Below are 25138 nucleotides of genomic sequence, written 5' to 3'. Positions count from 1 at the left end.
CTTCGCGGGGCAAGCCCGCTCCCACAGGTTCGGTGTTGCCCTGTGGGAGCGGGCTTGCCCCGCGAAGAAGGCACCTCGGATTTAGAGCTGATCGAAGTCGAGCACCACCTTGTCGCTCACCGGGTAGGTCTGGCACGACAGCACATAGCCAGCCGCCACCTCGTAGTCCTCCAGCGCATGGTTGCTGTCCATCTCCACCTCGCCTTCGATCACCCGGCACTTGCAGGTCGAGCACACGCCGGCCTTGCACGAGTAGGGCAGTTCGGCGCCGATGGCATTGCCGGCGTCCAGCACGTTCTGGGTGTTGCGCGGCAGGTCGAAGCTCAGGGCACGGCCGTCGCTGATCACGGTGATGTGGCTCAGCGCCGAATCCACCTGACGCGCGGCCTCGCGGGCTTCACGGCGGGCTTCGCTGCCGGCGGCGGCGAACAGTTCGAAGTGGATGCGCTCCTTGGCCATGCCGTTGGCCTGCAGGCTGTCACGCACGGTTTCGGTCATGGCCTGCGGGCCGCAGATGAACGCCGCGTCGAGGCTGGCCACGTCCATCCAGCGGGAGAACAGCTGGCCGCACTTGTCGGCATCGATGCGACCGTTGTACAGGTCGACATCCTGCTGCTCGCGGCTGAACACGAAGATCAGGTTCAGGCGGTCGAGGTAGCGGTTCTTCAGGTCTTCGAGCTTGTCGCGGAACAAGGCGCCGGAGCTCGAACGGTTGCCGTACAACAGGGTGAAGCGGCTGTGCGGCTCGCAGGCCAAGGTGGTGGCGATGATCGACAGGATCGGCGTGATGCCACTGCCGGCCGCCACGCCCAGGTAGTTACCCTGGCGCGCCGGGTCCAGCGGCACGAAGAAGCTGCCGGACGGCGGCATCACTTCCAGTTGCTGGCCGGCCTTGAGCACTTCGTTGGCAAAGGCCGAAAAACGCCCGCCCGGCACACGCTTTACCGCCACTCGCAACTCGCCATCCTGCACGGCGCTGCAGATGGAGTAGGAGCGGCGAACTTCTTCGTCGTCCAACTGGGTGCGCATCACCAGGTACTGGCCCTGGGTGAAACGGAAGGCGTCCTGCAGGTGCGCCGGCACGTCGAAGGCAATCGATACCGCGTCGCGGGTCTCAGGACGCACTTGCTTGATGGTCAGGCTGTGAAACTGGCTCATGGTGTTCTCCACGGCTCAAATGCATTTGAAATAGTCGAACGGCTCCAGGCACTCGCGGCAGCGATACAGCGCCTTGCAGGCCGTGGAGCCGAACTGGCTGAGCAGTTCGGTGTTGTCGCTGGCGCACTGCGGGCAGCACACCTGGGGCGCTTCGCCGAGCAGGCTGCGCTTGCTGGCGCTGCCTTGCGGCGGGGCGATGCCATAGACCCGCAGGCGTTCGCGGCCAAGGTCGCTGATCCAGTCGGTGCTCCAGGCTGGGGTCAGCCGGCGCTCGAGGTCTGGCGCGGCAAACCCGGCCTGTTCCAGCGCCTGGCGGATATCGCCCTCGATCACCTCGGTGGCGGGGCAGCCGGAGTAGGTCGGCGTGACCACCAGGTGCAGGTGCCCGGCGCGCCAATCGAGGTCGCGGACAATCCCAAGGTCGACCACGCTGACCACCGGCACTTCCGGGTCCATGACCTGACCCAGCACCTCCCAGGCGCGGGCCAGGTCGTCGCCACGTGGCGCGCGGGCGCCACGGTCACCGACGATCAGCTCACCAGGTTGCATCGGGGTAGGCCCTTGGCAGGAACTGCATTTCGGCCAGCAACAGGCCCAGGTGCTCGGTGTGCAGGCCTTGGCGACCACTGAGGTAGAAGTGGCTGGCCGCCTTGGGCAGCGGCAGGTCGACCGTGGCGAACAGGGTGCTTACCTGCTGCAGCCAGGCCGCGCCGACCTGGGCAGGGTCGGCAGCGATACCGGCCTCGGCCAGGGCCACTTCGCTGTCGCTGCCTGCCACGAGCTCCACGGTGAAACGCCACAGGGCGGGAATCGCTTCGAGCATGCGCCGGCGGCTTTCGTCGGTGCCGCCACCCAGGCGCTGCACCCACTCGGCGGAGCGGCGCAGGTGGTAGGTGACTTCCTTGAGGGCCTTGGCGGCGATGCCGGCGATACGTTCGTCGCTGGAGTCGGCCAGGCGCTGCAGCACGGCATGGTGCCAGGCGTCATAGAAGAACTGCTTGGCCATGGTCACGGCGAAATCGCCGTTGGGCTGTTCGACCAGCAACAGGTTGCGGTACGCCCGCTCGTCGCGACGAAACGCCAGGGCGTCGGCGTCGCGGCCGTCATCGAGCAGTTCGGCGGCGTATTCCAGCCAGTTGCGGGCCTGGCCGACCAGGTCCAGGCCCACGTTCATCAGGGCCAGTTCTTCTTCCAGTGCCGGTGCGTGACCGCACCATTCGCACAGGCGTTGGCCCTGGATCAGGGCGCTGTCGCCGAGCAGCAACAGGTAAGGGATGAGCGCTTGCTTGTGCATGGCCAACCTCACATGTGTCCGACTTCGTCGGGCAGTTCATAGAAGCTGGCGTGGCGGTAGACCTTGTCGTCCGAGGGCACGAACAGTGGGTCTTTCTCGTCAGGCGAAGAGGCGGTGATCAGCGCCGAAGGCACGACCCACAGGCTCACGCCTTCGCTGCGGCGGGTGTACAGCTCGCGGGCATTTTCGATGGCCATGGCGGCGTCGGCGGCATGCACGCTGCCGACATGCTTGTGGTTAAGGCCGTGCTTGCTGCGCACGAACACTTCGTAGAGGGTCCAGACAGACATTTTCAATCTCCGCATCAATCGCCGTCAGGCGGCGTTCTTGTTCTGTTGTTTGCGTGCGTAGGCCACGGCCGCTTCACGGACCCAGGCGCCATCCTCGATGGCCTTGCGCCGGGTGGCGACGCGCTCCAGGTTGCAGGGACCATTGCCCTTGATGACTTCGTAGAACTCGTCCCACTGGATCTCGCCGAAGTCGTAGTGGCCGCGGGCTTCGTTCCATTTGAGGTCCGGGTCGGGGGCGGTGCAGCCGAGCAGTTCGAGCTGCGGCACGGTCTGGTCGATGAAGCGTTGGCGCAGTTCGTCGTTGGTCTGGCGCTTGATCTTCCAGGCCATGGACTGGGCGCTGTTGGGCGAGTGTTCGTCGCTTGGGCCGAACATCATCAGGGCCGGCCACCACAGGCGGTTGATGGCGTCCTGGACCATGTCCTTCTGCGCCTGGGTGCCCTCGCGCATCATGGTCAGCAGCAGCTCGTAGCCCTGGCGCTGGTGGAAGCTCTCTTCCTTGCAGATGCGGATCATGGCGCGGGAGTAGGGGCCGTAGGAGGTGCGCTGCAGCACCACCTGGTTGACGATGGCGGCGCCGTCGACCAGCCAGCCCACGGCGCCCATGTCGGCCCAGCTCAGGGTCGGGTAGTTGAAGATGCTCGAATACTTGGCCTTGCCGCTGTGCAGCTTGGCGATCTCTTCGTCGCGGTCGGCGCCGAGGGTTTCCATCGCGCTGTACAGGTACAGGCCGTGGCCGGCTTCGTCCTGGATCTTGGCCATCAGCTGCAGCTTGCGTTTGAGGCTCGGGGCACGGGTGACCCAGTTGCCTTCGGGCAGCATGCCGACGATTTCCGAATGGGCGTGCTGGGAGATCTGCCGGATCAGGGTCTGGCGGTAGGCCTCGGGCATCCAGTTCTTGGCTTCGATCTTGATTTCGGCGTCGATCTTCTCCTGGAAGTTGCGCTCTTCGGGCGACATCTCCTCCAGCGACTTGACGCGTTTGACTCCGGTTTCCACTAGCTGTGCGTACATGTTCCGACTCCTGCTAAGGCATGAGTCATTTGTAAGCGATACAAAACATAACGTCAAACGATTTTATGTGTATCAAATAAGATTTGTGTATCGATTTGCCTGGGTTGGGTTTTGCGGGGGTGCGTAAAACGAGCGCCGCCCGCGCGGCGCATCGCGGCTAAAGCCGCTCCTACATTTGTTGCAACGTGCCATGGTCTGTCAGGCCATGGTTGTCCGCCTTTGGCACCCGCCGAGAAAGCGCGTCGAGCCAACAAGGCAGGCAACCATGGCCTATCTGACATAGGTACGTTGCAACAAATGTAGGAGCGGCTTTAGCCGCGATGCGCCGCGCGGGCGGCGCTCGATCTCACCAACGATAAATGACTTTCGGCGAACGCCTCAGCCGGCCAACCGTTTGTCGAACACATGGCACGCCTTGCCCTCGGAGCGCTTCAGCGTCCCGCAGGGCTGCAGCCGCACCAGGCTGCTGATGCCGATGTAGGTCTTGATCTGCTTGGTCAATTCAGCCGCGATCAGCTTGCGTTGGCCTTCGTCCAGGTTCTGGCATTCCGCACGCAGTTCCACATGCACCTCGACACTGTCCAGGTTGCCATTGCGATACAGATGAATCTCATAAAGCTCGGAAAGCTGTTTTATTTTCAGCACCTGCTCCTCGATCTGTGTCGGGAACACGTTGACCCCACGAATGATCAGCATGTCGTCGCTGCGCCCGGTGATCTTGCCGATACGCCGCATCGGCCGCGCCGTGCCCGGCAACAGGCGGGTCAGGTCACGGGTGCGGTAGCGCACCATCGGCAGCGCCTCCTTGCTCAGCGAAGTGAACACCAGCTCGCCGAGCTGGCCGTCGGGCAGCACCGCGCCGGTGACCGGGTCGATGATCTCGGGGTAGAAGTGGTCTTCCCAGATGGTCGGGCCGTCCTTGGTCTCGATGCACTCCATGGCCACGCCCGGGCCCATGATTTCCGACAGACCGTAGATGTCCAGGGCATCGATGCCCAGGCGCTGTTCGATGGAGCGGCGCAACTCGTCGGTCCACGGTTCGGCACCGAAGATGCCCAGGCGCAGCTTGAGGTCGTTGGGGTCGATGCCCTGGCGCTCGATCTCGTCGGCCAGGTTGAGCATGTAGGACGGGGTGACCATGATGATGTCGGGCTGGAAGTCACGAATCAGCTGCACCTGCTTCTCGGTCTGGCCGCCGGACATGGGGATCACCGTGCAACCCAGGCGCTCGGCGCCGTAGTGGGCGCCCAGGCCGCCGGTGAACAGGCCATAGCCGTAGGACACATGCACCTTGTCGCCCTTGCGGCCGCCGGCGGCGCGAATGGAGCGGGCGACCACGTTGGCCCAGGTGTCGATGTCGTTCTGGGTGTAGCCCACCACGGTCGGCTTGCCGGTGGTGCCGCTGGAGGCGTGCAGGCGCACCACTTCCTGCTGGGGCACGGCGAACATGCCGTAGGGGTAGTTGTCGCGCAGGTCGTTCTTGCCGGTGAAGGGGAACTTCGCCAGGTCGTCGAGTGATTTCAGGTCATCAGGGTGGGCGCCGCTTTCGTCGAAGCGCTTGCGGTACAGCGGCACGTTGTCGTAGGCGTGCTTGAGGCTCCAGCGCAACCGTTCCAGCTGGTGTTGACGCAGCTCATCGACACTGGCGGTTTCCATCGGGTCCAGCAGGGCACGATCGGCTTTATGGTACATATTCATGGCATCACTCGAATTGTTCTTGTAGACCGGTCCTGCCGAGCGAACAGCAGGGCCGTGAGTGTCATGGACGCAGCATAACCGGCGGCGTCGCGTTCAGTAACACGCCATTGGTCAGAGGCGTTCAATGACCATGGCGATGCCTTGGCCGACGCCGATGCACATGGTGCACAGGGCGTAGCGTCCGGCGGTTTCTTCCAGTTCGTGCAGGGCGGTGGTGACCAGGCGTGCGCCGCTCATGCCCAGCGGGTGGCCAAGGGCGATGGCGCCGCCATTGGGGTTGACCCGTGGGTCGTCGTCCTGCAGGCCCAGCTCGCGCAATACGGCGAGGCCCTGGGCGGCGAAGGCCTCGTTGAGTTCGATCACATCCATGTCGTCCAGCGACAGGCCGGTCAGGGCCAGCACCTTGCGGGTCGCCGGCACCGGGCCGATGCCCATGATGCGCGGCTCGACCCCGGCCACCGCCATGCCGACGATGCGCCCGCGCGCCTTCAGGCCATGGCGACGGGCTGCTTCGCTGCTGGCCAGCAGCACTGCGCAGGCACCGTCGTTGACGCCCGAGGCGTTGCCGGCAGTGACGCTGCCGCCCTGGCGGAACGGCGTGCCGAGCTTGGCGAGCTGTTCGAGGGTGGTGTCAGCGCGCGGGTGTTCGTCGTGCTCGACACGCAGGGCCGGGCCTTTGCGCTGGGTGATCTCCACCGGCACGATCTCCCGCGCCAGGCGACCGCGCGCCTGGGCGGCCGCGGCCTTGTGCTGGCTGCGCAGGGCGAAGGCGTCCTGGTCGGCGCGGGAAATGGCAAACTGTTCGGCGACGTTTTCCGCGGTTTCCGGCATCGAGTCGATGCCGTATTCGGCCTGCATCAGCTTGTTGACGAAACGCCAGCCGATGGTGGTGTCGTACAGTTCGGCGCTGCGGCCAAAGGCCTGCTCGGACTTGCCCATGACGAACGGCGCCCGCGACATCGACTCGACGCCGCCGGCCAGCATCAGGCCGGCTTCGCCGCAGCGCAGGGCACGGGCGGCATTGCCGATGGCGTCCATGCCCGAGCCGCACAGGCGGTTGATCGTGGTGCCCGGCACGTCGATCGGCAGCCCCGCCAGCAGCGTGGCCATGTGCGCGACGTTGCGGTTGTCTTCACCGGCCTGGTTGGCGCAGCCGAGGATCACGTCGTCGATGGCCTGCCAGTCCAGTTCCGGGTGGCGTGCGACCAGCGCCTTGATCGGCACCGCGGCCAGGTCGTCGGCGCGCACACTGCTCAGGGCACCGCCGTAGCGGCCGATTGGCGTGCGCACGGCATCGATGATCAGCGCCTCGGAAAGGGTGTGTTCAGTCATCTTGCTTCTCCTGCGCGAGCACGGTGCCGCGCACTTTGTAGGATTTGCCATGGAACAGGGCGATCAGCTCGCCACGCTGGTTTTCGATGCGCACGTCGTACAGGCCGGTGCGGCCCTTGCGGCTCTGTTCGCTGGCGGTGGCAGTGAGCAGGTCGCCGCACAGCGCCGGGGCGACATAGTCGATGCTGCAGCCCAGGGCGACGGTGGCTTCGTCATAGCTGTTGCAGGCGAAGGCGAACGCCGAGTCGGCCAGGGCGAACAGGAAGCCGCCGTGGCAGGTGCCGTGGCCCTGGATCATGTCGGCACGTACCGGCATGCTCAGGCGCGCGCGGCCAGCACCGGCGTCGAGCAAGTGGATGCCTAGTGCCTGGGTGGCCTGGTCGCGGGAAAACATGGCATCGGCGCAGGCCTGGGCCAGTTCGTCAGGGGTGCGTTGCAATTCAGTCATGCAGGCGAGCTCCTTGGGCCTCTTTGCGGCGCAGCAACAGGGACGGGCGGTAGCGGCTTTCGCCGTAGCTGCGCTGCAGGTTGTCGAGCACGCGCAGGGTGTAGCCGATGCCGATCTGCTCGGCCCAGGCCAGCGGGCCGCGTGGGTAATTGACCCCGGCGCGCATGGCCAGGTCGATGTCGGCCGCACTGCCGACGCCCTGCAACACGGCGTCTGCCGCTTCGTTGGCGAGCATGGCCACGGTACGCAATACCACCAGACCAGGCAGGTCGGCCACGGCCGCTACTTGCAGGCCGGCACGTTGCAGCAGCGCCACGGCCTGATCGCGGGCTTCGAGGGTGGTATCGGCCGACCAGCTGATGGCGATGCGCGAGGCGCTGCGGTAATCCAGCGCCAGGTCGACCAGCACCAGGTTGCGCAGGCCTTCTTCGCGGGCCCGCTGGCTGGCCAGGCGGCCATCGGACAACGCCAGGGTCGCATCGCCGACCTGGATCAGGCCGCGGCCATCGCGCTGGGTGATGTCCAGCCCGTTGTCACGCAAGCGTTCGACCAGTGGTTGCATTACGCCCAGGTCACCCTCGATCACGCAGTGCTCGACTGCCAGCGGGCTGTGCAGGGTAGCGGCTGGCGGGCGTTGCGCGCCTTCGGCGTAGTTGTAGAAGCCATGGCCGCTCTTGCGCCCCAGGCGACCGGCATCGACCAGCTCCTTCTGCACCAGCGAGGGCTGAAAGCGGAAGTCGCCATAAAAGGCATCGAACACCGAGCAGGTGACGGCGTAGTTGACGTCGTGGCCGATCAGGTCGGTGAGCTCGAAGGCGCCCATGCGGAAACCCCCGGCGTCGCGCAGCAGGGCATCCAGGGTGGCGCAATCCGCCGCACCTTCCTGTAGCAGGCGCAGGCTTTCGGCATAGAACGGCCGGGCCACGCGGTTGACGATGAAGCCCGGGGTGGAGCGGGCATGTACCGGCTGCTTGCCCCAGGCCTTGGCCGTTTCATAAAGGCAGGCAGCCAGGGTGGGCTCGGTAGCAAGGCCGGAGACGATTTCAACCAGGGCCATCAATGGCGCCGGGTTGAAGAAGTGCATGCCAATGACTTGCTGGGGTCGCTTGAGGCCTGCGGCCAAACTGGTAATGGACAGCGACGAGGTATTGCTGGCGAGGATGCAATCCTCCGCGCACAGCGCTTCGAGCTGACGCAGCAGGCCTTGCTTGACCTGCAGGTTCTCGACGATGGCCTCGATCACCAGCCGGGCATCGGCCAGGGTTTCGATGGCCTCCACCGGCTGCAGGCGGTCGATGATGGCTTGCCGGGCATCGGCCTGCAGCTTGCCTTTCTCCACCAGGCGCCCGAGCTGCTGGTCGATGCCAGCCACGGCCTGGGCCGCCGCACCGGGGCGGTTGTCGTAGAGTTTTACCGGGTGCCCGGCCTGGGCCGCGACCTGGGCGATGCCGGCACCCATGGCGCCGGCACCGATCACGGCCACCAGGGCGCTAGTGTCCAATGCGTTCATGTTCAGCGGCCCTTGAATTCAGGTGTGCGCTTGTTCATGAAGGCGCTGACGCCTTCACGGTAGTCCTCGCTGCGCCCGGCCAGGCGCTGCAGGTCGCGTTCCATCTCCAGCTGCTGGTCGAAGCTGTTGTCGAAGCTGGCATTGAGGCTGCGCTTGATCAACGCCAGGCCGTAGGTGGGCTGGCTGGCCAGATGGCGCGCCAGGGCCAGGGCTTCGTCGCGCAGCTCGGCATCGTCGACCACGCGGTGAATCAATCCCCAGCGCTCGGCCTGTTCGGCGCTCAGGCGCTCACCCAGCATGGCCAGCGCCTTGGCCCGGGCCATGCCGACCAGCCGCGGCAGCAACCAGGTGCCGCCGGAATCCGGCACCAGGCCGATCTTGCAGAAGGCCTGGATGAAGCTGGCCGAACGCGCTGCCAGCACCAGATCACAGGCCAGCGGGATGTTCGCCCCGGCGCCTGCGGCCACGCCGTTGACGGCGCAGATCACCGGCAGCGGCAGGTCGCGCAGGGTGCGCACCATCGGGTTGTAGAAGCGCTCGATGGACTCGCCCAGGTCGGGCATCGCCGCGCCCGGCGCGACATTGCGGTCGGACAGGTCTTGGCCTGCGCAGAAGCCGCGGCCTTCGCCGGTCAGCAGCAGCACCCGGGCCTGGTCGCTCTGGCGTACCTGCTTGAGGGCTTCGCGCACCTCCAGGTGCATTTGCGTATTGAAGCTGTTCAGCTGCTCGGGCCGGTTCAGCGAGAGGAGGGCGACGCCGTCCTCGATGGAAAACAGGATGTGCTCGAAAGTCATCTCAGACTCGCTCCGTCAGGCGGTGAAAAGGGCAGGTCATCGGCCTTTGAACTGGGCCGGGCGTTTTTCCTGGAAGGCGCGGATGCCCTCGTCGCGGTCGGCGGTGCCGGCCAGCAGGGTGAAGGCGTGGCGTTCGAAACGCAGGCCGCTGGCAAGGTCGGTGTCGCCCGCCTTGAGCAGCGCTTCCTTGGCCAGGCGTACCGCCAGCGGCGCCTTGGCGGCGATGCTGCGGGCCACCTGCAGGGCACGTTCGACGGTCAGTTCAGGTTGGGTGATCTCGCTGACCAGGCCGGCCTGCAGGGCGTGTCGGGCAGTAATGGCTTCGCCGGTCAGCACCATCTGCATCGCCAGGGGTTTGCCGACTGCGCGCAGCAGGCGCTGGGTGCCGCCTGCGCCGGGCATGATGCCAAGGTTGATTTCCGGCTGGCCGAAACGGGCATCGTCACCGGCGATGACGATGTCGGCGCACATCACCAGCTCGCAGCCGCCGCCCAGGGCGTAGCCGTTGACGGCGGCGATCAGTGGCTTGGCAAACGCGGCGATGCGTTGCCAGTGGCCAACGCGCGGGTCATTGAGGATGCCGACCAGGTCGCGTTCGGCCATTTCGCCAATGTCGGCACCGGCGGCAAAGGCCTTGCGGCTGCCGGTGATGACCACGGCGCGGGTCTGCTCGTCGCGTTCGGCGCTGTCCAGTTCGCTGGCGAGTTCGGCCAGCAGTTCGGTGCACAAGGCATTGAGTGCCTCTGGCCGTTGCAGGGTGACCAGGCGCACTCCGTGTTCAGGCGCTTGCACGTGGAGATAACGCGGCATGTGGGGTTCCTCAGGCTGCTCGCACGGCGCATCGAATGGCCGGCGTTTCTTGGAATTGTCTGCAGGGGCGACGGCTGACCGTGCCCAGGTGGAACCAGTATAAGCACTATGCGATACATTAACGCAATAGCATGCTGTCGTTTGTGTATCTTATAAGTGCTTGCCAGTCGTCAGTGAATCCCTTGAAACCTGCTAATCAAGCCGAATGAATAGGGTTTGACGAAAAACCAATTTACGATACAAGATCTGCAAACGTTGCGAATCATTTCAGGATAAACGACATGCCTTGCTACCGCCTCGATGGCTTGACCCCAGTGATCGACCCGACTGCCTATGTCCACCCCAGTGCCGTGCTGATCGGTGACGTGATCGTGGGCCCGCGTTGCTACGTAGGGCCATTGGCTTCCCTGCGCGGTGATTTCGGCCGTATCGTCCTGGAGGAAGGTGCCAACCTGCAGGACACCTGCGTCATGCATGGTTTCCCGGGCGGCGACACGGTCATCGAGCGCAACGGCCACGTTGGTCATGGCGCGGTGTTGCACGGCTGCCGGGTGGGCGAGGACGCGTTGATCGGCATGAATGCCGTGGTCATGGATGGCGCCCATGTCGCGCCGCGCTGCATCGTCGCGGCCACGGCATTCGTCAAGGCCGGCTTCGCCTGCCCCGAACAGAGCCTGGTGATGGGCGCGCCGGCGCAGGTCAAGCGCCCGCTGACCGAGCAGGAACTGGCCTGGAAACAGCGCGGCACCGCCGAGTACCACCGGCTGAGCCAACGCTGCATGGCCAGCATGGTCGAATGCCCACCGCTGACCGAGGCCGAGGCGCAGCGCCCGCGCATGGGTGACGATGGCTTCCGGCCCAAAGGCGAGGCGGGTGCATGAACCTTCCTGCGCCGCGCCATGGCCAGGCAGCCCGCCGCACAGGTATAGTCGGTGCTTTCTCCGCGCACAGTTCCTCCATGAGCAACCTCGCCCCGCTGAACACCCTGATCACCCGCTTCCAGGAGCAGACGCCGATCCGCGCCAGTTCGCTGATCATCACCCTGTACGGCGATGCCATCGAACCCCATGGCGGCACGGTCTGGCTTGGCAGCCTGATCAACCTGCTGGAGCCGATCGGCATCAATGAACGGCTGATCCGCACCTCGATCTTCCGCCTGACCAAGGAAGGCTGGCTGACCGCCGAAAAAGTCGGCCGGCGCAGCTACTACAGCCTGACCGGCACCGGCCGGCGGCGTTTTGAAAAGGCCTTCAAGCGGGTCTACAGCCCCAGCCAGCCGGCCTGGGATGGCGCCTGGACCCTGGTGCTGCTGTCGCAGCTCGACGCAGGCAAGCGCAAGGCCGTGCGTGAAGAGCTGGAATGGCAGGGCTTTGGCGTGATGGCGCCGAACGTGCTGGGTTGCCCACGGGCTGATCGCGGCGACCTGGCGGCTACCCTGCGCGAGCTGGAGGCGAGCGACGACAGCATCGTCTTCGAAACCCACACCCAGGAGGTGCTGGCGTCCAAGGCCATGCGCGCGCAAGTACGGGAAAGCTGGCGTATCGACGAGCTGGGGCAGCAGTACAGCGAGTTCATCCAGCTGTTCCGCCCCCTGTGGCAGAGCCTGAAAGAGCAGGCCGAGCTCAATGCCCAGGATTGCTTCCTGGCGCGCACCTTGCTCATTCACGAATACCGCAGGTTGCTGCTGCGCGATCCCCAGTTGCCGGACGAACTACTGCCAGGTGACTGGGAGGGCAGGGCCGCGCGGCAGCTGTGCCGTAACCTGTATCGGCTGATCTTCGCCAAGAGCGAGGAGCTGCTCAATGCGGCGCTGGAAACGGCGGACGGCCCCTTGCCGGATGTCAACGAGAGCTTCTACAAGCGTTTCGGCGGCCTGGTCTGAGGCCGCTGTCAAGCAGCGCCCACTTGGGCAAATGGCATCTGCAGGGGTTGTTGCTTGCCTAGCAACCAGTCGCAGTACCGCGCAACGCCTTGCTCAACGGTCGCTGTAGCGTCCTTGAAGCCCGCGTTGCGCAGCTGTTGCAGGTCGGCGCAGGTGTAGCACTGGTACTTGCCACGCAGGTGCTCGGGAAACGCGCTGTATTCCAGCACACCTTCACGCAAGGCCGCCTGCAGCGACAACGGCGTGCGGCCTTGCTGGCCCCGCAAGCGATTGATCACGGCCAGGGCCACGTCGTTGAAAGGCTGGGCGCGCCCGCTGCCGACATTGAAGATGCCGCTCTGGTGCGGGTGATCGAGGAAGAACAGGTTGACCTTGACCACGTCGTCCACCGAGACGAAGTCGCGCAGGTGGCCACCGCTTGGGTATTGGCCGTAACGGCCGAACAGGCTGACCTTGCCGTGGGCCTGGTACTGGTTGAAGCAGTGCAGGGCTACCGATGCCATCGCACCTTTGTGCTGTTCGCGAGGGCCGTAGACGTTGAAGTAGCGCAGCCCGACGATCTGGCTGCGTGCATCCGGCAGTTGCCGCCGCACATATTGATCGAACAGGAACTTGGAATAGCCGTAGACGTTCAGCGGCTGCTCGTGTTCGCGTTGTTCACGAAAGTCCTGCCCCGCGCCATAGACTGCAGCCGAAGAGGCGTACAGCAGCGGAATCTGCTGCGCTTGAGCAGCGCCAAGCAGATCGCAGCTGTAGCGGTAGTTGTTTTCCATCATGAAACGCCCGTCACCTTCGACGGTGCTGGAGCAGGCGCCCTGGTGCAATACCGCGCGAACCTTGAAGAACTGGCCCTGGCGCAAGCGGTCGAGGAAGTCGTCCTTGTCCAGGTAATCAGCGATGTCGCAGTCGGCCAGGTTGCGAAACTTGTCGCCATCGGTCAGGTCGTCGACGGCGATGATCTGGGTTTCGTTGCGGCGGTTGAGCGCCTTGACCAGATTGCTGCCAATGAAACCGGCGGCGCCGGTCACGATAATCGTCATGCCTAATCCCCCAGTGAGGGTGCGGAGCTCATAGTCTGGGGGAGGTGAGGGGCACGATCCTTAATCTGGATCAAACAATCTGCGCGATTTTCAACCAAACCGAATCCATTTGGCATGCTCGGATTGTCTGCTAGCCTCAGGCGTCAACGGAATGAAGGAATATACCCGTGAGCGTGGTCAGGGATGCAGTGAAACGCTTAGTTGTGCTTTCCCTTGTCTATCGAGCGCGTGGCTATTGGTCACTCAAGAAAGGGAAAGCAAATGGAAAACGCCAACGCGCGGTTGGGTGGGGCTAAAGCCTGGTGGGTGTGGGCAATTGCCGTCGCCTTCGTCATCTATCTGTTCAGCGTCCAGACGGGCTATTCGATCGTCAATCCGGACATCCAGAAAAGCGTTTCACTCTCCGTCACGCAGGTAGCGGCAATTGCAGCCACCTACACCTGGGTATTTGCTGTCTGCCAGTTCTTCGGCGGCGCCTTGCTGGACCGCCTGGGCGCACACAAGGTACTTCCGGCATCGGTTGCGCTGGTTACGCTGGGCGTCTTCATCTTCGCCAACGCCACGTCCTATTCCATGCTCCTGGCCTCGCAGTTCGTCATGGCGCTCGGTGCCTGCACGGGGTTCGTCGGCGCGGGCTATATCGGTGGACAGTGGTTCGGCATGGCCAAGTTCAGCCTGATGTTCGGGCTGGTGCAGTTTTGCGCATCCCTGTCTTCGGCATTTTCGGTCAATGCCCTGCAGTACGGCTTGACGGTCCTGGCGTGGCGGGAGCTGTTCAACTACGTGGGGGTGTTCGGCATCGGACTGACGGCCCTGGCCTTCGTCTACCTGCGCAACCCCACACCGCTGGCCGCTAGCGATTCGGGCGGTGTCAAACGCTTCATAGGCTCTGTCGTCGGTGCACTGATCGAGGTGGCCAAGGTGCGTCATGTCTGGATCAGTGCGCTGATCTGCTCTGCGCTGTTCGGTAGCCTGCTGGCAGCGGGTGTGGTGTGGACGCCCAAGCTGATGCTGACCCTCGGTGCCAGTCCCGAAACAGCGGCGTTCAGCTCTTCGTTGCTGTGGCTGGGCCTTGCGGCAGGCTGTCTGGTGTTGCCGTCGCTTTCGGACCGGACGCAAAGGCGCAAGCCGCTGATCGTCGCCGGCTGCCTTGTCCAGCTGCTTTGCGCCCTGGCGCTGCTCTACATTCCAGGTATTCCAGTGCCGGTGGCGATGGCCATCAACTTCGTGTTCGGCTTTGCCAACTCAGCGCACATGCTGACGTTCAGTTCCGCAGCCGACGTAGTGCCACCCCAGTTGATCGGCACTTCGGCGGCCTTCGTCAATGGCTTGGCCTTCATTGCAGGCGGAATCATGATCGCGGCGCCCGGCGCCAGGGTGGTGTCCGGGCAGGCTGCCGGGCTGCCGGAGCACACGCTGGCGCTGGCCGAGTACGCGGCAGAGCCGCTGCTGATCGCGCTGGCCATCGCCCTGGCGCTGTCGTTGCTCCTGCGCGAAAGCTATCCCCGCACCAGCTTGCCAACCAAGGAGGGTAAACAGAATGAACATCAAAGCGCTGCGAGCTGATCTGGTCACATTTACCGGTGATCCGTTTCTCCAGGCCCCAGAGCGGTGCCTGCGTTACATCCCGGATGCCATTGTCGTCATCGAGGACGGGCGCATTGCCGATCTGGGCCCGGCAAGCGACCTGCTTGCACGGCTGCCCCAGGGGATCGTGCCTGAACATTATCCGGACGGGATCATCTCGGCGGGTTTCATCGATACCCACGTGCACTACCCGCAGACCGAAATGATCGGCGCGTATGGCGAGCAACTGCTCGAGTGGCTGAACACCTACACCTTTGTCGCCGAGCAGAACTTCGCCAGTGCCGAGCATGCCAGCCGTATTGCCGGTGTATTCCTGCGCGAGCTGCTGCGCGCAGGGACCACCACTGCGGTGGTCTATTGCACGGTGCACCCCCAATCGGTCGATGCGTTCTTCAACGAGTCGGCGCGGTTCAATACCCGAATGATCGCGGGCAAGGTGCTGATGGACCGCAACGCACCGCAAGCCTTGCTCGACTCCGCACAGCTTGGTTATGACCAGAGCAAGGCATTGATCGAGCGCTGGCATAACCATGGGCGACAGCACTATTGCATCACGCCACGTTTCGCGCCCACCAGCAGCGATGCGCAGCTGGAGGTCTGTGGTGTGCTGGCAAGGGAGCATCCGGACGCATTCATCCAGACCCACCTGTGCGAGAACCGGGATGAGATCAAATGGGTGCTGGAGCTGTTTCCGCAGCGCAAGAGCTATCTGGACGTCTACGCCAACGCCGGCATCGTCCGCGATCGGTCGGTGTTCGGGCATGGTATCCACCTCACCGAGGAGGATTTCTGTACCTGCCACCAAACGGGAGCTGCCCTGGCCCATTGCCCGACGTCCAACCTGTTCCTGGGCAGCGGTTTGTTCCGTCTTTTCGAGGCCAAGGATCCGAAGCGGCCGGTGCGCGTGGGGTTGGGTACCGACCTTGGCGCAGGCACCAGTTTCAGTCAGCTCCAGAGCCTGAATGAAGCGTACAAAGTGGCCCAGTTGAACCAGACCCGGCTCAATGCCATTCAGGCGTTCTACCTGGCGACCCGGGGCAGTGCCGAAGCGCTGTGCCTGGATGACCGGATCGGCACCATTGCCAAGGGGTTCGATGCGGACCTGGTGATTCTGGACAAGAAGGCGACGCCGCTGATGGCCTTGCGCAGCGAGTTCTGCAAGGACATCGTCGAGCAACTCTTCGTGTTGATGATCCTGGGGGATGACAGGGCGGTGCGCGCCACCTATGTAGCGGGGGAGCAGGTGTACGACCGCGAAGCCGAGGGTGAAAAATTCAGCTACCCGGACTGAAGCGCAACATTGCCAGGGCGAATGCTCACAGCGAGCATTCGCCCTGGCGGCTTTAGAAGAGCTTGAGGAAGTTGATGTACAACCGCGGTGCCTTGCCGTTATCGCCATCGAGTTCTTCGGCCGACACCGTGCGCGTTAGCGGGAAGGCGATTTCCGGGGATACGAAGGTGTCCTTGAAGACTTGCAGATGGGCGCCGATACCCGCCGAAGACAGACTTTGCGTCGATTCCCAACTGGGGTCTTCGCTCCAGACCTTGCCGAAGTCCCAGAAGGCGTAGTACTGGGTCGGAATGGCATAGCCCTTCATTGCATGGACGCGGTTGTACTGCAGTTCGGTCTTCGCCGCAAAGCCGCGGTCGCCGGTGATTTCCGAGGGGTCGTAGCCACGGCCAAACTCGCTGCCACCGACGCCGAACTGTTCCGGCGACAGCAGTGCCTGACCAAAGGACGTCTGCGCCGTAGCGGCCAGGTACAGGTTCAGGCCGTCCATCATGGCGCTCAGGTCCTGCAGGCGCTGGGCATCGACCTGCAACTTGGTGAAGTCCGTTTCACCGCCTTCGCGTGACGGGTTCTGCCGGCTTTCGTTGCTGGCGCCCATGATCGCAAGGCCTTTGCTCAGCTCGGCCTTGAACAGGTTCTTGCCGCCATATCCGTCCGTGAAGTCATAGCTCGCGCCCAGGCGCACGGCCCGTATGCGGTCGTCGCTGGAGGGCGCGTGGTGCGGGTCGTCGAAGTATTCGGACTTGCCGTTGAAGTAGGTAAAGGCCGCCGAGGTCTTGAATGTCTGGTCGCGCTGGCGTATCCACGGCCGGGTGATACGCACCGCCAGCGTGTCACCGGAGCTGTTGGCGTTGAGGAACGAGTAGGTATCGGCGTTACCGTCGTTGTGCTGGGCGAGCACGCTGAGGACATCGCCTTGGCTGCCCACTGGCAAATCATACTGGCCTTCGTAGAAGGTCATCTTGTCGCCTTCGATGGACTTGCCGGCGCGGATGCCAAGGTGGTCGCCACGTCCGGTCAGGTCGTTGACACCGATGCCGCCATACACCTGCCAGGGCCCGAAGTAGCGGCTGTCGCGGTTGTCGAAGCCGATGAAGCCTTCGTATTTGCGCTGCTCGTTGGCCACCGCGAGGTCGGTGCCGGTTTCCACGGGCGAGGCCTTGAGGGTGGCGCGGCTGTCATTGCCCGAGAGGTCATTCATCAGCAGCAGGTTGCGTTCGAGCGTGGCGCTGGTCGGCGGAACCTCCTCGCGGATATTGTCGGCGTAACGCTCCAGGGCCTGGTTGCTCGGGCCGTTGAATTCAACCTGGTTGATCTTGCCTTCGAACACCTGAATCGTCAGGTTGCCGCCTTCCAGACGCTGCTGCGGAACGAAGGCCTTGGCCAGCAGGAAGCCTGCCTTGCGGTAGCGTTGGGTGATGGTATCGACCACCGCGTTGATCTCGGCGAGGTTGACGCGGTTGCCTTCAAGGCGCGCCAGTGCCGGCTCGAACGTCCCTGCAGGGTAGCTGGTGGCGCCTATCAGGGTGACCTTGTCGACCTTGAAGCGTGGCATGTCGGCGGGTAACGCCGTCATTTCCTTGGGCATGTCCTCGGGTTGTGGGGTAACCGAGGTTTCTGGCAACTGCAGCGTTTCAGGCATCTGCGTTGGGGAGGTGCGCGCGCCGCTGCGGTCAGGCACTTCGACCCGACCCGGGTTTAGTTGCCCCAGCGGGGCGGCCTGTACCTGTGCCATGAGCAGCAAGCCGGACAGGACTGCCACCGCCAGGTGGGTCAAGCGTGAGGGATGAGTGTTCATGACTATTTACCTCCCTGTTGTGGCACCTGCAGGTCATGCGGGATGACACTGCGATTCCAGTCCGGGACGATGAACTTGCCGTCTTTGAAGTGGCTGTTGGCGTACTCCAGTACGTCGCGGATGTCCGGGACGGTGCTGCTGTTGTCGCCATAGGCGCGGGGTTTGCAGATCAGTTGCACGGCATAGGTGCGGGCCACCGCCGGGGTTACCGAGTAGTTGGCCGACACGGCCGAGGGGGACTCCAGCGCCGTGCAGCGGGTATTGCCGGGTGATTGGGCGGTGACAGGCACGACATGGCGCACCGCGTTGGGCACCGGCTCGATGGGCACAGGATCGATAGGCGTAGGATCGATTGGAGCAGGCCCGATAGGCGCAGGATCGATGGGTACAGGCTCGACCGGCGCCAGCGGGCCGGTGATGGTCAACGTGCCGTCATGGAAGGTCACGGTATAGTTGGTGCCCGCCTGATAGGCCTGGTCCTGACCAATGCCATAGGCGCCAATGGACTCACCGGGGGCACGCACCAGCGAACCTTGGGCGAGATCGGCAGTGTCCCCGTTTTTCAGGCCGCTGACCTGGTAGGTCAACTGCGGGTCGGCAGCGCCAAGGGCCTTGGATTTGTCGTCAGCCCGAACGTCAAGTGGCGCCGGGGTGACCTGCAAGTTGCCGTCCCTGAACACCATCGTGTAATTGCCACTGCTCAGCACGACATTGCCCTGGGTGATGGCATAGCCGCCATCCCTGACGTTCTCTCCCGCCTGACGATCCAGCGAGCCCGTCACGACGGCCGATGCGCTGTCACCGTGCTTGAGACCCTGCACCGAATAGGTCAGCGCGGGGTCGAGGTCGCCGTAGACCTTGCTCTGGTGATCCGCCGTCACGGTCAGCTCGGCAGGGGTAATGGTCAGGTGGCCATCGACATACTTCAGCGTGTAGTTGCCGCCCAAACCGTTGTTCAGCCCCAGGCCGCCCTGGTTGATGCCGTATTGGCCGACATTCTCGCCTGCTTGACGGGCGAGCGGCCCCTGCAGCAGGTCGACGCCGCTGTGACCGAGTTTTGCGCCAGACACGCTGTAGTCGAGCTGGGGATCGCGGTCGCCGTAGACCTTGGCCTTGTCGTTGGCGGTCACGGTCAACTCTGCCGGCGTGACCGTAAGGGTGGCGGCGTTGTTCTGCAGGGTGTAACGCTGCTGGGCAAACGCGTCACCGCTCACACCGCCCTGGATCGCGTAGTCGCCGACATTCGATTGCGCGTTGGCCAGCGTCGAGGGCGATTGTTGAGTGACGCCCGCTCTGCCGAGCCTGGCGTCGACGTATTGGTCGATCCCACGCACTTGATCGGTGGTAGCACCACTGTGCTGGATTTTCTGGGAGAGGGCCGGGTTCTGCTCGCCATACTCACGGCTGACGTTGTCTGGCGTGGCGATGATTCGCGCCTTGTTGCTGGCGATCGTGACGTTGCTGTCGGTCTTGTCCTGGGTGGACAAAAACTGTATCCGTGCCGTCTCGAACAGGTTTTTCTGACTGACCGGCTTGCCATCGGTGGTTTGCACCCAGGGTTTGTCGTCGGCAAGCCAACCCAGCCTGGCCAGCACCGCGTCGGTTTGGCTTTGCAGCTTGAAGATCAACTGCTCGGACGTGTCGGTGGCGGGTTTGTACTGAATCTCGTTCTGGTTGGAAGCGCCAGGGACGTACTCGCTGTCGACGCCCCAGTAGTTGTCGAAGTACTGGTTCTTGACGCCGACGGCGATCTTCCCGCCAACCGGGCTCAGGGAGAAGCCCACGGGAACATCGACTGCAACACCGTCCTTGCTGACAAGGGGCGCATTGACGTCGGCGGGGTTCGGTTTGAACTGCCAGAGGGCACCGTCGGTGTCGAGGAAGCTGATGCCGTAAATCAGATAGTCCGAGCTGTCCAGGTAGCGCAGAACATCTGCCTGGGGAATCTCGTTACCGTTCTCGTCGCGGAAATTCAGCGCTTCGAACACCACGTAATCGAAACTCTGGCCATTGCCAGGGCTCAGGCTCACGGTGCGGTCTGTTTCTTGGTTGCCAATGACCACCTGGGTACCGACATGGGTCAGCGCATAGGCTTTGACACCGCTGAGGGTTTCGCCGGTCAAGGGCGCGGTGATGGTCTTACCGGTATCGGGCCCGTAGCCACTGGCGTTGGTCTGACTGAACGTGAAGATGCCGTTGCTGGCCAGGCCCGCCAGCTCACCGGCGAAGTTGAGCCCACTGTCCATTCTTACGCTGGCGCCTTCCAGCGCCACCTTGCTACCGATCAAGGCGGTGTTGGCCTGCTGGAAGATCGATGCCGTATTGGTGGTCTTGAGCCACGCGATGCCTGACCCGACATCAATGATGGCGCGCTTGCCATAGGCCGCATCGCCACTCGCGCCCGCGGGGGCATTGTCGATCAGGCGGATGTCACCGGTCGCACTGATATAGAGGTTGCCGTCCTTAAGCAGAATCGGTGCCTTGATGTTGACCGCACCGTTGGCGTGGCTCTTGTCGTTGCCATCGAAGGTGCTGATCAAGCCGGCATTGCCCGCGCTGATCAGGGCCAGCGTCGATGTGCTGACGCGACCGTCGTTGTTCACCGTTGCCAGGTTGGTGGCAACGATCGGCGCGTTGACGTTGAGGGTATCGGTGGCTTGAATCACCACATTGCCTTGCGCCAGGCCGTTGACCACGGCACTGGCCGCCACAGAACCGCTGCTCAGGTCATCGGCGCCGGTGGCGTCGATGTTCACGGTTTCCGGATCGAGCAACCAGGTGCCGTTGGCCTTTGCACCTCGGGTGTTCACATTGGCATCGGCGGTGACGGTCAGGTGCTTGCCCGAAGTCTCGACCACGCCGCCGTTGACGTTGCCGGTCGCAGAGGCGGTACCCGCAAAGTGCGTCGCGCCATCGCTCCAGGCAACGATCTGCCCGCCAGCGGTTTTGCCATCAGCGCGCAGTTCGGCACCCTTGGCAACATGGGTGGTCTTCGCGGCAGGCTCTGAACCCTTGCCTTGAAAACTGCCGCCCACCAGCACTTTACCGCCCGCACCCTGGGTACCCGAGGCATCGATCCTGGCGCTGCCGGCCACGTTCACGGCATCGCCCAGCACCTTGATCGAGCCGCCGTTGCGGCCTTTGGCGCTGAGGTTGCCGGTGACATTGGTCTGTGCCGAGCTGCCCAGGACAATGGTGCCGCCCTCCTGGCTGACCGAATCGGCGCTGACATTGCCGCCCAGGTTGATGACCGAGTCCAGGTGCTTGGCGGCGCGTTGCGCGCTCATGCTCACCACGCCGTCGGCGACCTCGATTTCACCACTGTTGTGCACGCCACCGGTGACGTCGGCATTGACGCTGCCGGGCTCTGCCGGGGTGCCACCGACGGCGATGTTGAGCAGCCCATCGCCATGGAAATCTAGGGTTGCCTGTGGGCCGGTGGCCAGTTGTACGGTGCCTTTCCTGGCCTGGATGAAACCGGCGTTGGCAACCTGTGCGCCCAGTAGCGCCACCATGCCGTTGTCGTGGACGGTGATGCGACCCTGGTTGGTAACTGACCCTGTCAGTTGAATGTCCAGCTTGCCGGTGGCCGCGAACTGCCTGGCCTGCTCTTCGGTGAGAAAGCCGGCACTGGCGACCAGGGCGCTGGAGGAGATATGGGATTTGGGGCCGAGCCAGACGCCATTGGGGTTGACCAGGATCAGCTGGCCGTTGGAGGTCACCGTGCCGTAGATCTTCGACGGGTCGCTGCCAATGACGCGGTTGAGGGTGACCGATTTACCGTCCGGCTGATTGAAGGTGATCTTGTGGTCGGGGCCTACGTTGAAGCTCTGCCAGTTGATTGCGGTACGTGCGCCGGAGGTGTTCACCTCCATCTGCTTGTCTTGCTGCCTGATCGTCGCCTGGCCGCCGATGACCTGTCCGGCCTGGGGCAAGTCCGCAGCGAAGGCAATGCTCAATGGCGCGGTGATACCGGCTGTAGCGAGGGCAATTGAAACACAGAGCGCGGTGAGGGTACCGCAGGGGTGTCCTTGCCCCGGTCTCGCATACGTTTGCATGGTGTTTCTCCTAGAGATAGCAACCAGGAGAAATGATCGAACCGTCCAGCAAGCCGGGTAAGCGTGGGTTTACGCAACCCCTCGTAGTGCGTCCCTGATGCTAAAGGGGCGGATGGGAGGTGGAGACAGGCACTTTCAACGTGACCTGTGCCTTGAAGCGCTGATCGTTATCTTCTGAAATGAGCAGCTCGCCCTGCAGCAGGGCGCTGATCTTTGTGGCCATGGCCAGATAGATCACCGGCGTAGTCCGGTTCACGTTCGGGGCGAACGTGCCGCTCAGCTTCAGCGTCCAGTCAAGGAGTCCGGCGTCGCGTTCATTCGCGCTGGCTTGGATCGACACGTGATCCGCACCTTCGTGCTGGAGATGAAGCATCAAGGTCTTGAGCAGGTTGGCGTAAGGGGTGGCGTCTATCCAGCCCCAAGGGTCGCGGGAGGCCTTGCGGAATGTGCTGGAGGGCAGGGCGCCGTCGGTCAGCGAGTCGAGGATGGTCTCGGTCAGGGCGTTCAGGCTTTGTGGGAACGGCGTATACCTGACGTTGCCTTGTTCCAGGTCGACCATCTCGCTGACCATCCGCACGCTTTCGCTGACGCGGTCAAGCAGGCCGAGGAGGGCGTGCCTGTCGTCATCCTCCTTGCCGCGGGCAACGATTTGCCTGGCAGTGTCGACGTAGGCCGTTACTTCCTGCCCTTGCTGCATGAGGTATGCGCCTCGACGTCTGTAGATGGACGACACATACGCTATCTGGTCGCGAAGGGCCTGGATCTGGTGCTCTTCTTCGCCAATGTCGATGAACGAGCAGAGCATCCCGACCAGTTTGCCGTCTTCATCCAGCACAGGACAGCCGCTGTGCTTGAGGACCCGACGTTCGCCACGCAGGCTGACGACAACCACCATCATGTAGGGAATGCGGTTTTCTACCGCAGCGTTGTAGGTCTTGCGTGCGTAGTCCAGGTGTTCGGTATCGATCACGCCGATATCACATTGCCGGGCATTGATCACCGCTTCCAAGGTCAGCCCGAGGTAGTCGAGAAAAGCCTGGTTGGCTGCCAGTATTCGGGCGTCCGGCGCTCTGAGGCATACCGGAAAGGGAATTTTGTCGAGCAGGGTATTGAAGTCCAGTTCTGCGCCTGACAATAGGGCTTCGGTGGCGCTCGGCGCGAATGCCTTTTTATCGAGCAGTCCTCTTTTGGCAGCGACTTGAAGCAGGTCCACCAGGGAGTGGGTGCCGGTTTTCTCCAGCAGTCTCGACTTGTAGGTGCTGACAGTGCGATCGCTGATCGCCAGTTCACCGGCAATCTGTTTGACCCGGTAACCCTCCGCCAGGTAGTGCAATACCGTGATCTCTCTGGCCGTCAACGGCTGCGGCCTGTTGTCGGTCGAGGTGTTGGTGCGCAATGCCGATGCCTGAAAGTAACTCTTGCCACGCAGCACCTTGGCGACAGCATCGCTGAACGATGTCGACGAATCTGTTTTATCGACGAACCCCGCGGCGCCAGCGGCGATGCAAAGTGGCTCGTAGACTTCGGCGGGGAGGGCGGTGAACACCAGCAAACGGGTTGCGCCATTGCGCGCGAGGATTCGCTTGATCAGATCCAGCCCGCCAAGCCTTGGCACTTCCAGGTCGAGGACAATCAGGTCCGGCGACTCTTTGCGACCCAGATCCAGCCCCTCGAGCCCATTGTGCGCCACGCCCACCACCTTGTGACCGGCTTGGGTCAAGGTAGACGCGATGCCTTGAGCGGTGAGCGGATGCGGATCGATGATGAGCACTGTTGCCATATCCCTGGCCACCTCGGTTGTAGGGCTACAGCGTAGATAATAGACGCTTGAGTAGCACTCACGGAGAAGCGGTACATGGCCTTGGCGCAGCGTTTAACTGTGTTTGTGCTGTTGAGTTGCCGAACGGTCATGAGCCTGCATGACCCACGAGAGGTTCTCTGTTTCAAGCGCTTCCAGCGCCTGCGACAAACCGGCATCCGCCGCACGACCGCCATAGCGGGAGAGCCCGGTGCGAGGCATGGCCTTGCGGGCGAGAGTCCAGACATGGCGAGCCCTGCAACTGATCGTATAGAGATACTTGTTCATGGAGACGCTCCTGGGCGAAAAAGCCATTTCTATGGCCCATGATCCCGCCAGGCAGGCCGCAACATAATCGGAGGATCATGAAATTTCTGTAGTAGAAGCACTACAAACTTGGGAGCGCGTCGAAGCCTTGGCCGAAATGCTGGGCGTGCATCCGCGCTGACGCGCCGGCAGCCATGATCAGAGGCAATAGTATTCGCTGACCTCTGCCACCACCTCGCGCTTGGTATCGTACAAGCGTGCCTCCGGTGTCAGCGCCATCGAGCGAGCCTCCAGCAAGTAACGCTCGCCCGCTTTGAAATGCGCGTATGGAATGGTCAGGTAGCACTCGCGAACAGTGGTGCCGCCCATCATAGTCATGCCACCGCCACCGCCCACTTCATAGTCGAAGCGGACGAGCAGCACATGGCTACCTGGGCTGACCTGGAAAAAGCGCCCGTCGCGCAAACGCTGATTATCCAGGCGGTCGGCCATCAATACCCTGTCATTGGGGAATGGCACCGAGAGATCGACCCAGGCCATTTGTGGGTTGGCGGTTGGCATGGGCGCCTGACAACCAGCAACTGCCGTGATTGCGAGCATCAGCATCGACCTGAGCATGATCTGTGTCCCGAGCGAGAGTGGCTTCAGGATACCGCCAACTCGCCCCGTTGGCGCCCGTCACAGAGGCCCGTTCTTCCATTTCACATGCAAAGCCTGTCAGGTTCTGGCGTTGAATCATCTGCGAAACAAGTGAAATATATGACTAATCAATTTCTCAAGGCATTTCAAAAAGTATTTCAAGGGCAGCAAGGAGATCAACAAGCGAACTCTCTACACGGCCAAGGGGTTAGCCGACTTGTGCCGCAACCAATAAGGGATGCGATTCATGGGGCAAGGGCAGGGGAGTCAAGCCGAGTCTGCACATAGTCGTTGTGGACACTGATAGTTCAGTTCCAGGAAGCGTCGGTAACTTTCGAAGAGCGACTGAGGAATCGACGGAATGGAGCTACCTACTATAATAGGAAAACTATCAGTGCTTACGGATATCCGGCAGCCGTTATCGGCTAAT

At 63.1% G+C, this 25138-nt stretch carries 21 protein-coding genes; 4 read left to right on the top strand and 17 right to left on the bottom strand.

The window, feature by feature from the left end:
- Window positions 1-81: 81 nt before the first annotated feature.
- The 11 genes from paaE to paaF form a co-directional block, all read right to left on the bottom strand.
- Entirely contained in the window at window positions 82-1158 is a 1077-nt protein-coding gene (paaE, locus tag PMI38_RS17095) for a 1,2-phenylacetyl-CoA epoxidase subunit PaaE (RefSeq protein ID WP_008096382.1), read from the bottom strand.
- Window positions 1159-1173: 15 nt separating this feature from the next.
- Window positions 1174-1707, bottom strand: a complete 534-nt coding sequence (gene paaD, locus PMI38_RS17090) for a 1,2-phenylacetyl-CoA epoxidase subunit PaaD (protein WP_008096380.1) — start codon at window positions 1705-1707, stop codon at window positions 1174-1176.
- Window positions 1694-2452 carry a 1,2-phenylacetyl-CoA epoxidase subunit PaaC gene (paaC, locus tag PMI38_RS17085; RefSeq protein WP_008096378.1) on the bottom strand — a complete coding sequence of 253 codons (759 nt, stop codon included), beginning with the start codon at window positions 2450-2452 and terminating at the stop codon, window positions 1694-1696. The genes paaD and paaC overlap by 14 nt, the downstream gene beginning before the upstream one ends.
- 8 nt (window positions 2453-2460) lie before the next feature.
- Window positions 2461-2742, bottom strand: a complete 282-nt coding sequence (gene paaB, locus PMI38_RS17080) for a 1,2-phenylacetyl-CoA epoxidase subunit PaaB (RefSeq protein WP_008096376.1) — start codon at window positions 2740-2742, stop codon at window positions 2461-2463.
- A 24-nt stretch (window positions 2743-2766) separates the two neighbouring features.
- A complete protein-coding gene (paaA, locus tag PMI38_RS17075) occupies window positions 2767-3756 on the bottom strand; it encodes a 1,2-phenylacetyl-CoA epoxidase subunit PaaA (RefSeq protein WP_008096373.1) in 990 nt (329 codons plus the stop codon).
- A 378-nt stretch (window positions 3757-4134) separates the two neighbouring features.
- Complete coding sequence (paaK, locus tag PMI38_RS17070; protein WP_008096371.1) at window positions 4135-5454, bottom strand: phenylacetate--CoA ligase PaaK; 1320 nt, start codon at window positions 5452-5454, stop codon at window positions 4135-4137.
- Window positions 5455-5565: 111 nt separating this feature from the next.
- Window positions 5566-6786, bottom strand: a complete 1221-nt coding sequence (pcaF, locus tag PMI38_RS17065) for a 3-oxoadipyl-CoA thiolase (RefSeq protein ID WP_008096370.1) — start codon at window positions 6784-6786, stop codon at window positions 5566-5568.
- Window positions 6779-7234 (bottom strand): hydroxyphenylacetyl-CoA thioesterase PaaI, encoded by a 456-nt coding sequence (gene paaI / locus PMI38_RS17060; protein ID WP_008096368.1) that lies wholly within the window; start codon window positions 7232-7234, stop codon window positions 6779-6781. The genes pcaF and paaI overlap by 8 nt, the downstream gene beginning before the upstream one ends.
- Window positions 7227-8744 carry a 3-hydroxyacyl-CoA dehydrogenase PaaH gene (paaH, locus tag PMI38_RS17055; RefSeq protein ID WP_008096366.1) on the bottom strand — a complete coding sequence of 506 codons (1518 nt, stop codon included), beginning with the start codon at window positions 8742-8744 and terminating at the stop codon, window positions 7227-7229. The genes paaI and paaH overlap by 8 nt, the downstream gene beginning before the upstream one ends.
- Before the next feature lie 2 nt (window positions 8745-8746).
- Window positions 8747-9538, bottom strand: a complete 792-nt coding sequence (paaG, locus tag PMI38_RS17050; protein WP_008096364.1) for a 2-(1,2-epoxy-1,2-dihydrophenyl)acetyl-CoA isomerase PaaG — start codon at window positions 9536-9538, stop codon at window positions 8747-8749.
- Between the two features lie 36 nt (window positions 9539-9574).
- Window positions 9575-10348 carry a 2,3-dehydroadipyl-CoA hydratase PaaF gene (gene paaF, locus PMI38_RS17045; protein ID WP_008096362.1) on the bottom strand — a complete coding sequence of 258 codons (774 nt, stop codon included), beginning with the start codon at window positions 10346-10348 and terminating at the stop codon, window positions 9575-9577.
- A gap of 281 nt (window positions 10349-10629) precedes the next feature.
- On the opposite strand from paaF, the gene paaY reads away from it, so the two are divergent.
- Window positions 10630-11229 (top strand): phenylacetic acid degradation protein PaaY, encoded by a 600-nt coding sequence (gene paaY / locus PMI38_RS17040; protein WP_008096360.1) that lies wholly within the window; start codon window positions 10630-10632, stop codon window positions 11227-11229.
- A 77-nt stretch (window positions 11230-11306) separates the two neighbouring features.
- Window positions 11307-12230 (top strand): phenylacetic acid degradation operon negative regulatory protein PaaX, encoded by a 924-nt coding sequence (gene paaX / locus PMI38_RS17035; RefSeq protein ID WP_177324918.1) that lies wholly within the window; start codon window positions 11307-11309, stop codon window positions 12228-12230.
- A gap of 8 nt (window positions 12231-12238) precedes the next feature.
- On the opposite strand, the gene rfaD is transcribed toward paaX, so the two are convergent.
- Entirely contained in the window at window positions 12239-13270 is a 1032-nt protein-coding gene (gene rfaD, locus PMI38_RS17030) for an ADP-glyceromanno-heptose 6-epimerase (protein WP_008096356.1), read from the bottom strand.
- A gap of 261 nt (window positions 13271-13531) precedes the next feature.
- Here rfaD and PMI38_RS17025 point away from each other — a divergent pair, with 261 nt between their 5' ends.
- Complete coding sequence (locus PMI38_RS17025) at window positions 13532-14836, top strand: MFS transporter (protein ID WP_008096355.1); 1305 nt, start codon at window positions 13532-13534, stop codon at window positions 14834-14836.
- Window positions 14811-16148, top strand: coding sequence for a guanine deaminase (guaD, locus tag PMI38_RS17020; RefSeq protein ID WP_008096353.1), 1338 nt, complete (start codon window positions 14811-14813; stop codon window positions 16146-16148). Before PMI38_RS17025 ends, guaD begins: the two co-directional genes overlap by 26 nt.
- Before the next feature lie 52 nt (window positions 16149-16200).
- On the opposite strand, the gene PMI38_RS17015 is transcribed toward guaD, so the two are convergent.
- From PMI38_RS17015 to PMI38_RS16995, 5 genes are all read right to left on the bottom strand, one after another.
- On the bottom strand, window positions 16201-17946 hold the full coding sequence (locus tag PMI38_RS17015) for a ShlB/FhaC/HecB family hemolysin secretion/activation protein (protein ID WP_008096351.1): 1746 nt from the start codon (window positions 17944-17946) through the stop codon (window positions 16201-16203).
- Between the two features lie 2 nt (window positions 17947-17948).
- Window positions 17949-22004 carry an MBG domain-containing protein gene (locus tag PMI38_RS17010; protein ID WP_008096349.1) on the bottom strand — a complete coding sequence of 1352 codons (4056 nt, stop codon included), beginning with the start codon at window positions 22002-22004 and terminating at the stop codon, window positions 17949-17951.
- A gap of 100 nt (window positions 22005-22104) precedes the next feature.
- A complete protein-coding gene (locus tag PMI38_RS17005) occupies window positions 22105-23784 on the bottom strand; it encodes a response regulator (RefSeq protein ID WP_008096347.1) in 1680 nt (559 codons plus the stop codon).
- Window positions 23785-23877: 93 nt separating this feature from the next.
- On the bottom strand, window positions 23878-24090 hold the full coding sequence (locus PMI38_RS17000) for a hypothetical protein (protein WP_008096344.1): 213 nt from the start codon (window positions 24088-24090) through the stop codon (window positions 23878-23880).
- 177 nt (window positions 24091-24267) lie between these two features.
- Window positions 24268-24687, bottom strand: a complete 420-nt coding sequence (locus PMI38_RS16995; protein WP_043273830.1) for a PA0061/PA0062 family lipoprotein — start codon at window positions 24685-24687, stop codon at window positions 24268-24270.
- Between the last annotated feature and the right edge of the window lie 451 nt (window positions 24688-25138).

Origin of the sequence: Pseudomonas sp. GM84 (assembly GCF_000282535.1) — a bacterium.
GTDB lineage: Bacteria > Pseudomonadota > Gammaproteobacteria > Pseudomonadales > Pseudomonadaceae > Aquipseudomonas.
The sequence above is the reverse complement of the archived record's forward strand: the minus strand, read 5'-3'. Positions and strand labels throughout refer to the sequence as shown.

Coding starts and splice junctions, on each gene's coding strand:
- PMI38_RS17000 (WP_008096344.1), bottom strand. CDS start 24,090: ATGAACAAGTATCTCTATACGATCAGTTGCAGGGCTCGCCATGTCTGG.
- paaG (WP_008096364.1), bottom strand. CDS start 9,538: ATGACTTTCGAGCACATCCTGTTTTCCATCGAGGACGGCGTCGCCCTC.
- paaD (WP_008096380.1), bottom strand. CDS start 1,707: ATGCAACCTGGTGAGCTGATCGTCGGTGACCGTGGCGCCCGCGCGCCA.
- PMI38_RS17010 (WP_008096349.1), bottom strand. CDS start 22,004: ATGCAAACGTATGCGAGACCGGGGCAAGGACACCCCTGCGGTACCCTC.
- paaA (WP_008096373.1), bottom strand. CDS start 3,756: ATGTACGCACAGCTAGTGGAAACCGGAGTCAAACGCGTCAAGTCGCTG.
- paaF (WP_008096362.1), bottom strand. CDS start 10,348: ATGCCGCGTTATCTCCACGTGCAAGCGCCTGAACACGGAGTGCGCCTG.
- paaY (WP_008096360.1), top strand. CDS start 10,630: ATGCCTTGCTACCGCCTCGATGGCTTGACCCCAGTGATCGACCCGACT.
- PMI38_RS17025 (WP_008096355.1), top strand. CDS start 13,532: ATGGAAAACGCCAACGCGCGGTTGGGTGGGGCTAAAGCCTGGTGGGTG.
- pcaF (WP_008096370.1), bottom strand. CDS start 6,786: ATGACTGAACACACCCTTTCCGAGGCGCTGATCATCGATGCCGTGCGC.
- PMI38_RS17015 (WP_008096351.1), bottom strand. CDS start 17,946: ATGAACACTCATCCCTCACGCTTGACCCACCTGGCGGTGGCAGTCCTG.
- rfaD (WP_008096356.1), bottom strand. CDS start 13,270: ATGACGATTATCGTGACCGGCGCCGCCGGTTTCATTGGCAGCAATCTG.
- paaH (WP_008096366.1), bottom strand. CDS start 8,744: ATGAACGCATTGGACACTAGCGCCCTGGTGGCCGTGATCGGTGCCGGC.
- paaX (WP_177324918.1), top strand. CDS start 11,307: ATGAGCAACCTCGCCCCGCTGAACACCCTGATCACCCGCTTCCAGGAG.
- paaB (WP_008096376.1), bottom strand. CDS start 2,742: ATGTCTGTCTGGACCCTCTACGAAGTGTTCGTGCGCAGCAAGCACGGC.
- guaD (WP_008096353.1), top strand. CDS start 14,811: ATGAACATCAAAGCGCTGCGAGCTGATCTGGTCACATTTACCGGTGAT.
- PMI38_RS17005 (WP_008096347.1), bottom strand. CDS start 23,784: ATGGCAACAGTGCTCATCATCGATCCGCATCCGCTCACCGCTCAAGGC.
- paaK (WP_008096371.1), bottom strand. CDS start 5,454: ATGAATATGTACCATAAAGCCGATCGTGCCCTGCTGGACCCGATGGAA.
- paaC (WP_008096378.1), bottom strand. CDS start 2,452: ATGCACAAGCAAGCGCTCATCCCTTACCTGTTGCTGCTCGGCGACAGC.
- paaE (WP_008096382.1), bottom strand. CDS start 1,158: ATGAGCCAGTTTCACAGCCTGACCATCAAGCAAGTGCGTCCTGAGACC.
- paaI (WP_008096368.1), bottom strand. CDS start 7,234: ATGACTGAATTGCAACGCACCCCTGACGAACTGGCCCAGGCCTGCGCC.
- PMI38_RS16995 (WP_043273830.1), bottom strand. CDS start 24,687: ATGCTCAGGTCGATGCTGATGCTCGCAATCACGGCAGTTGCTGGTTGT.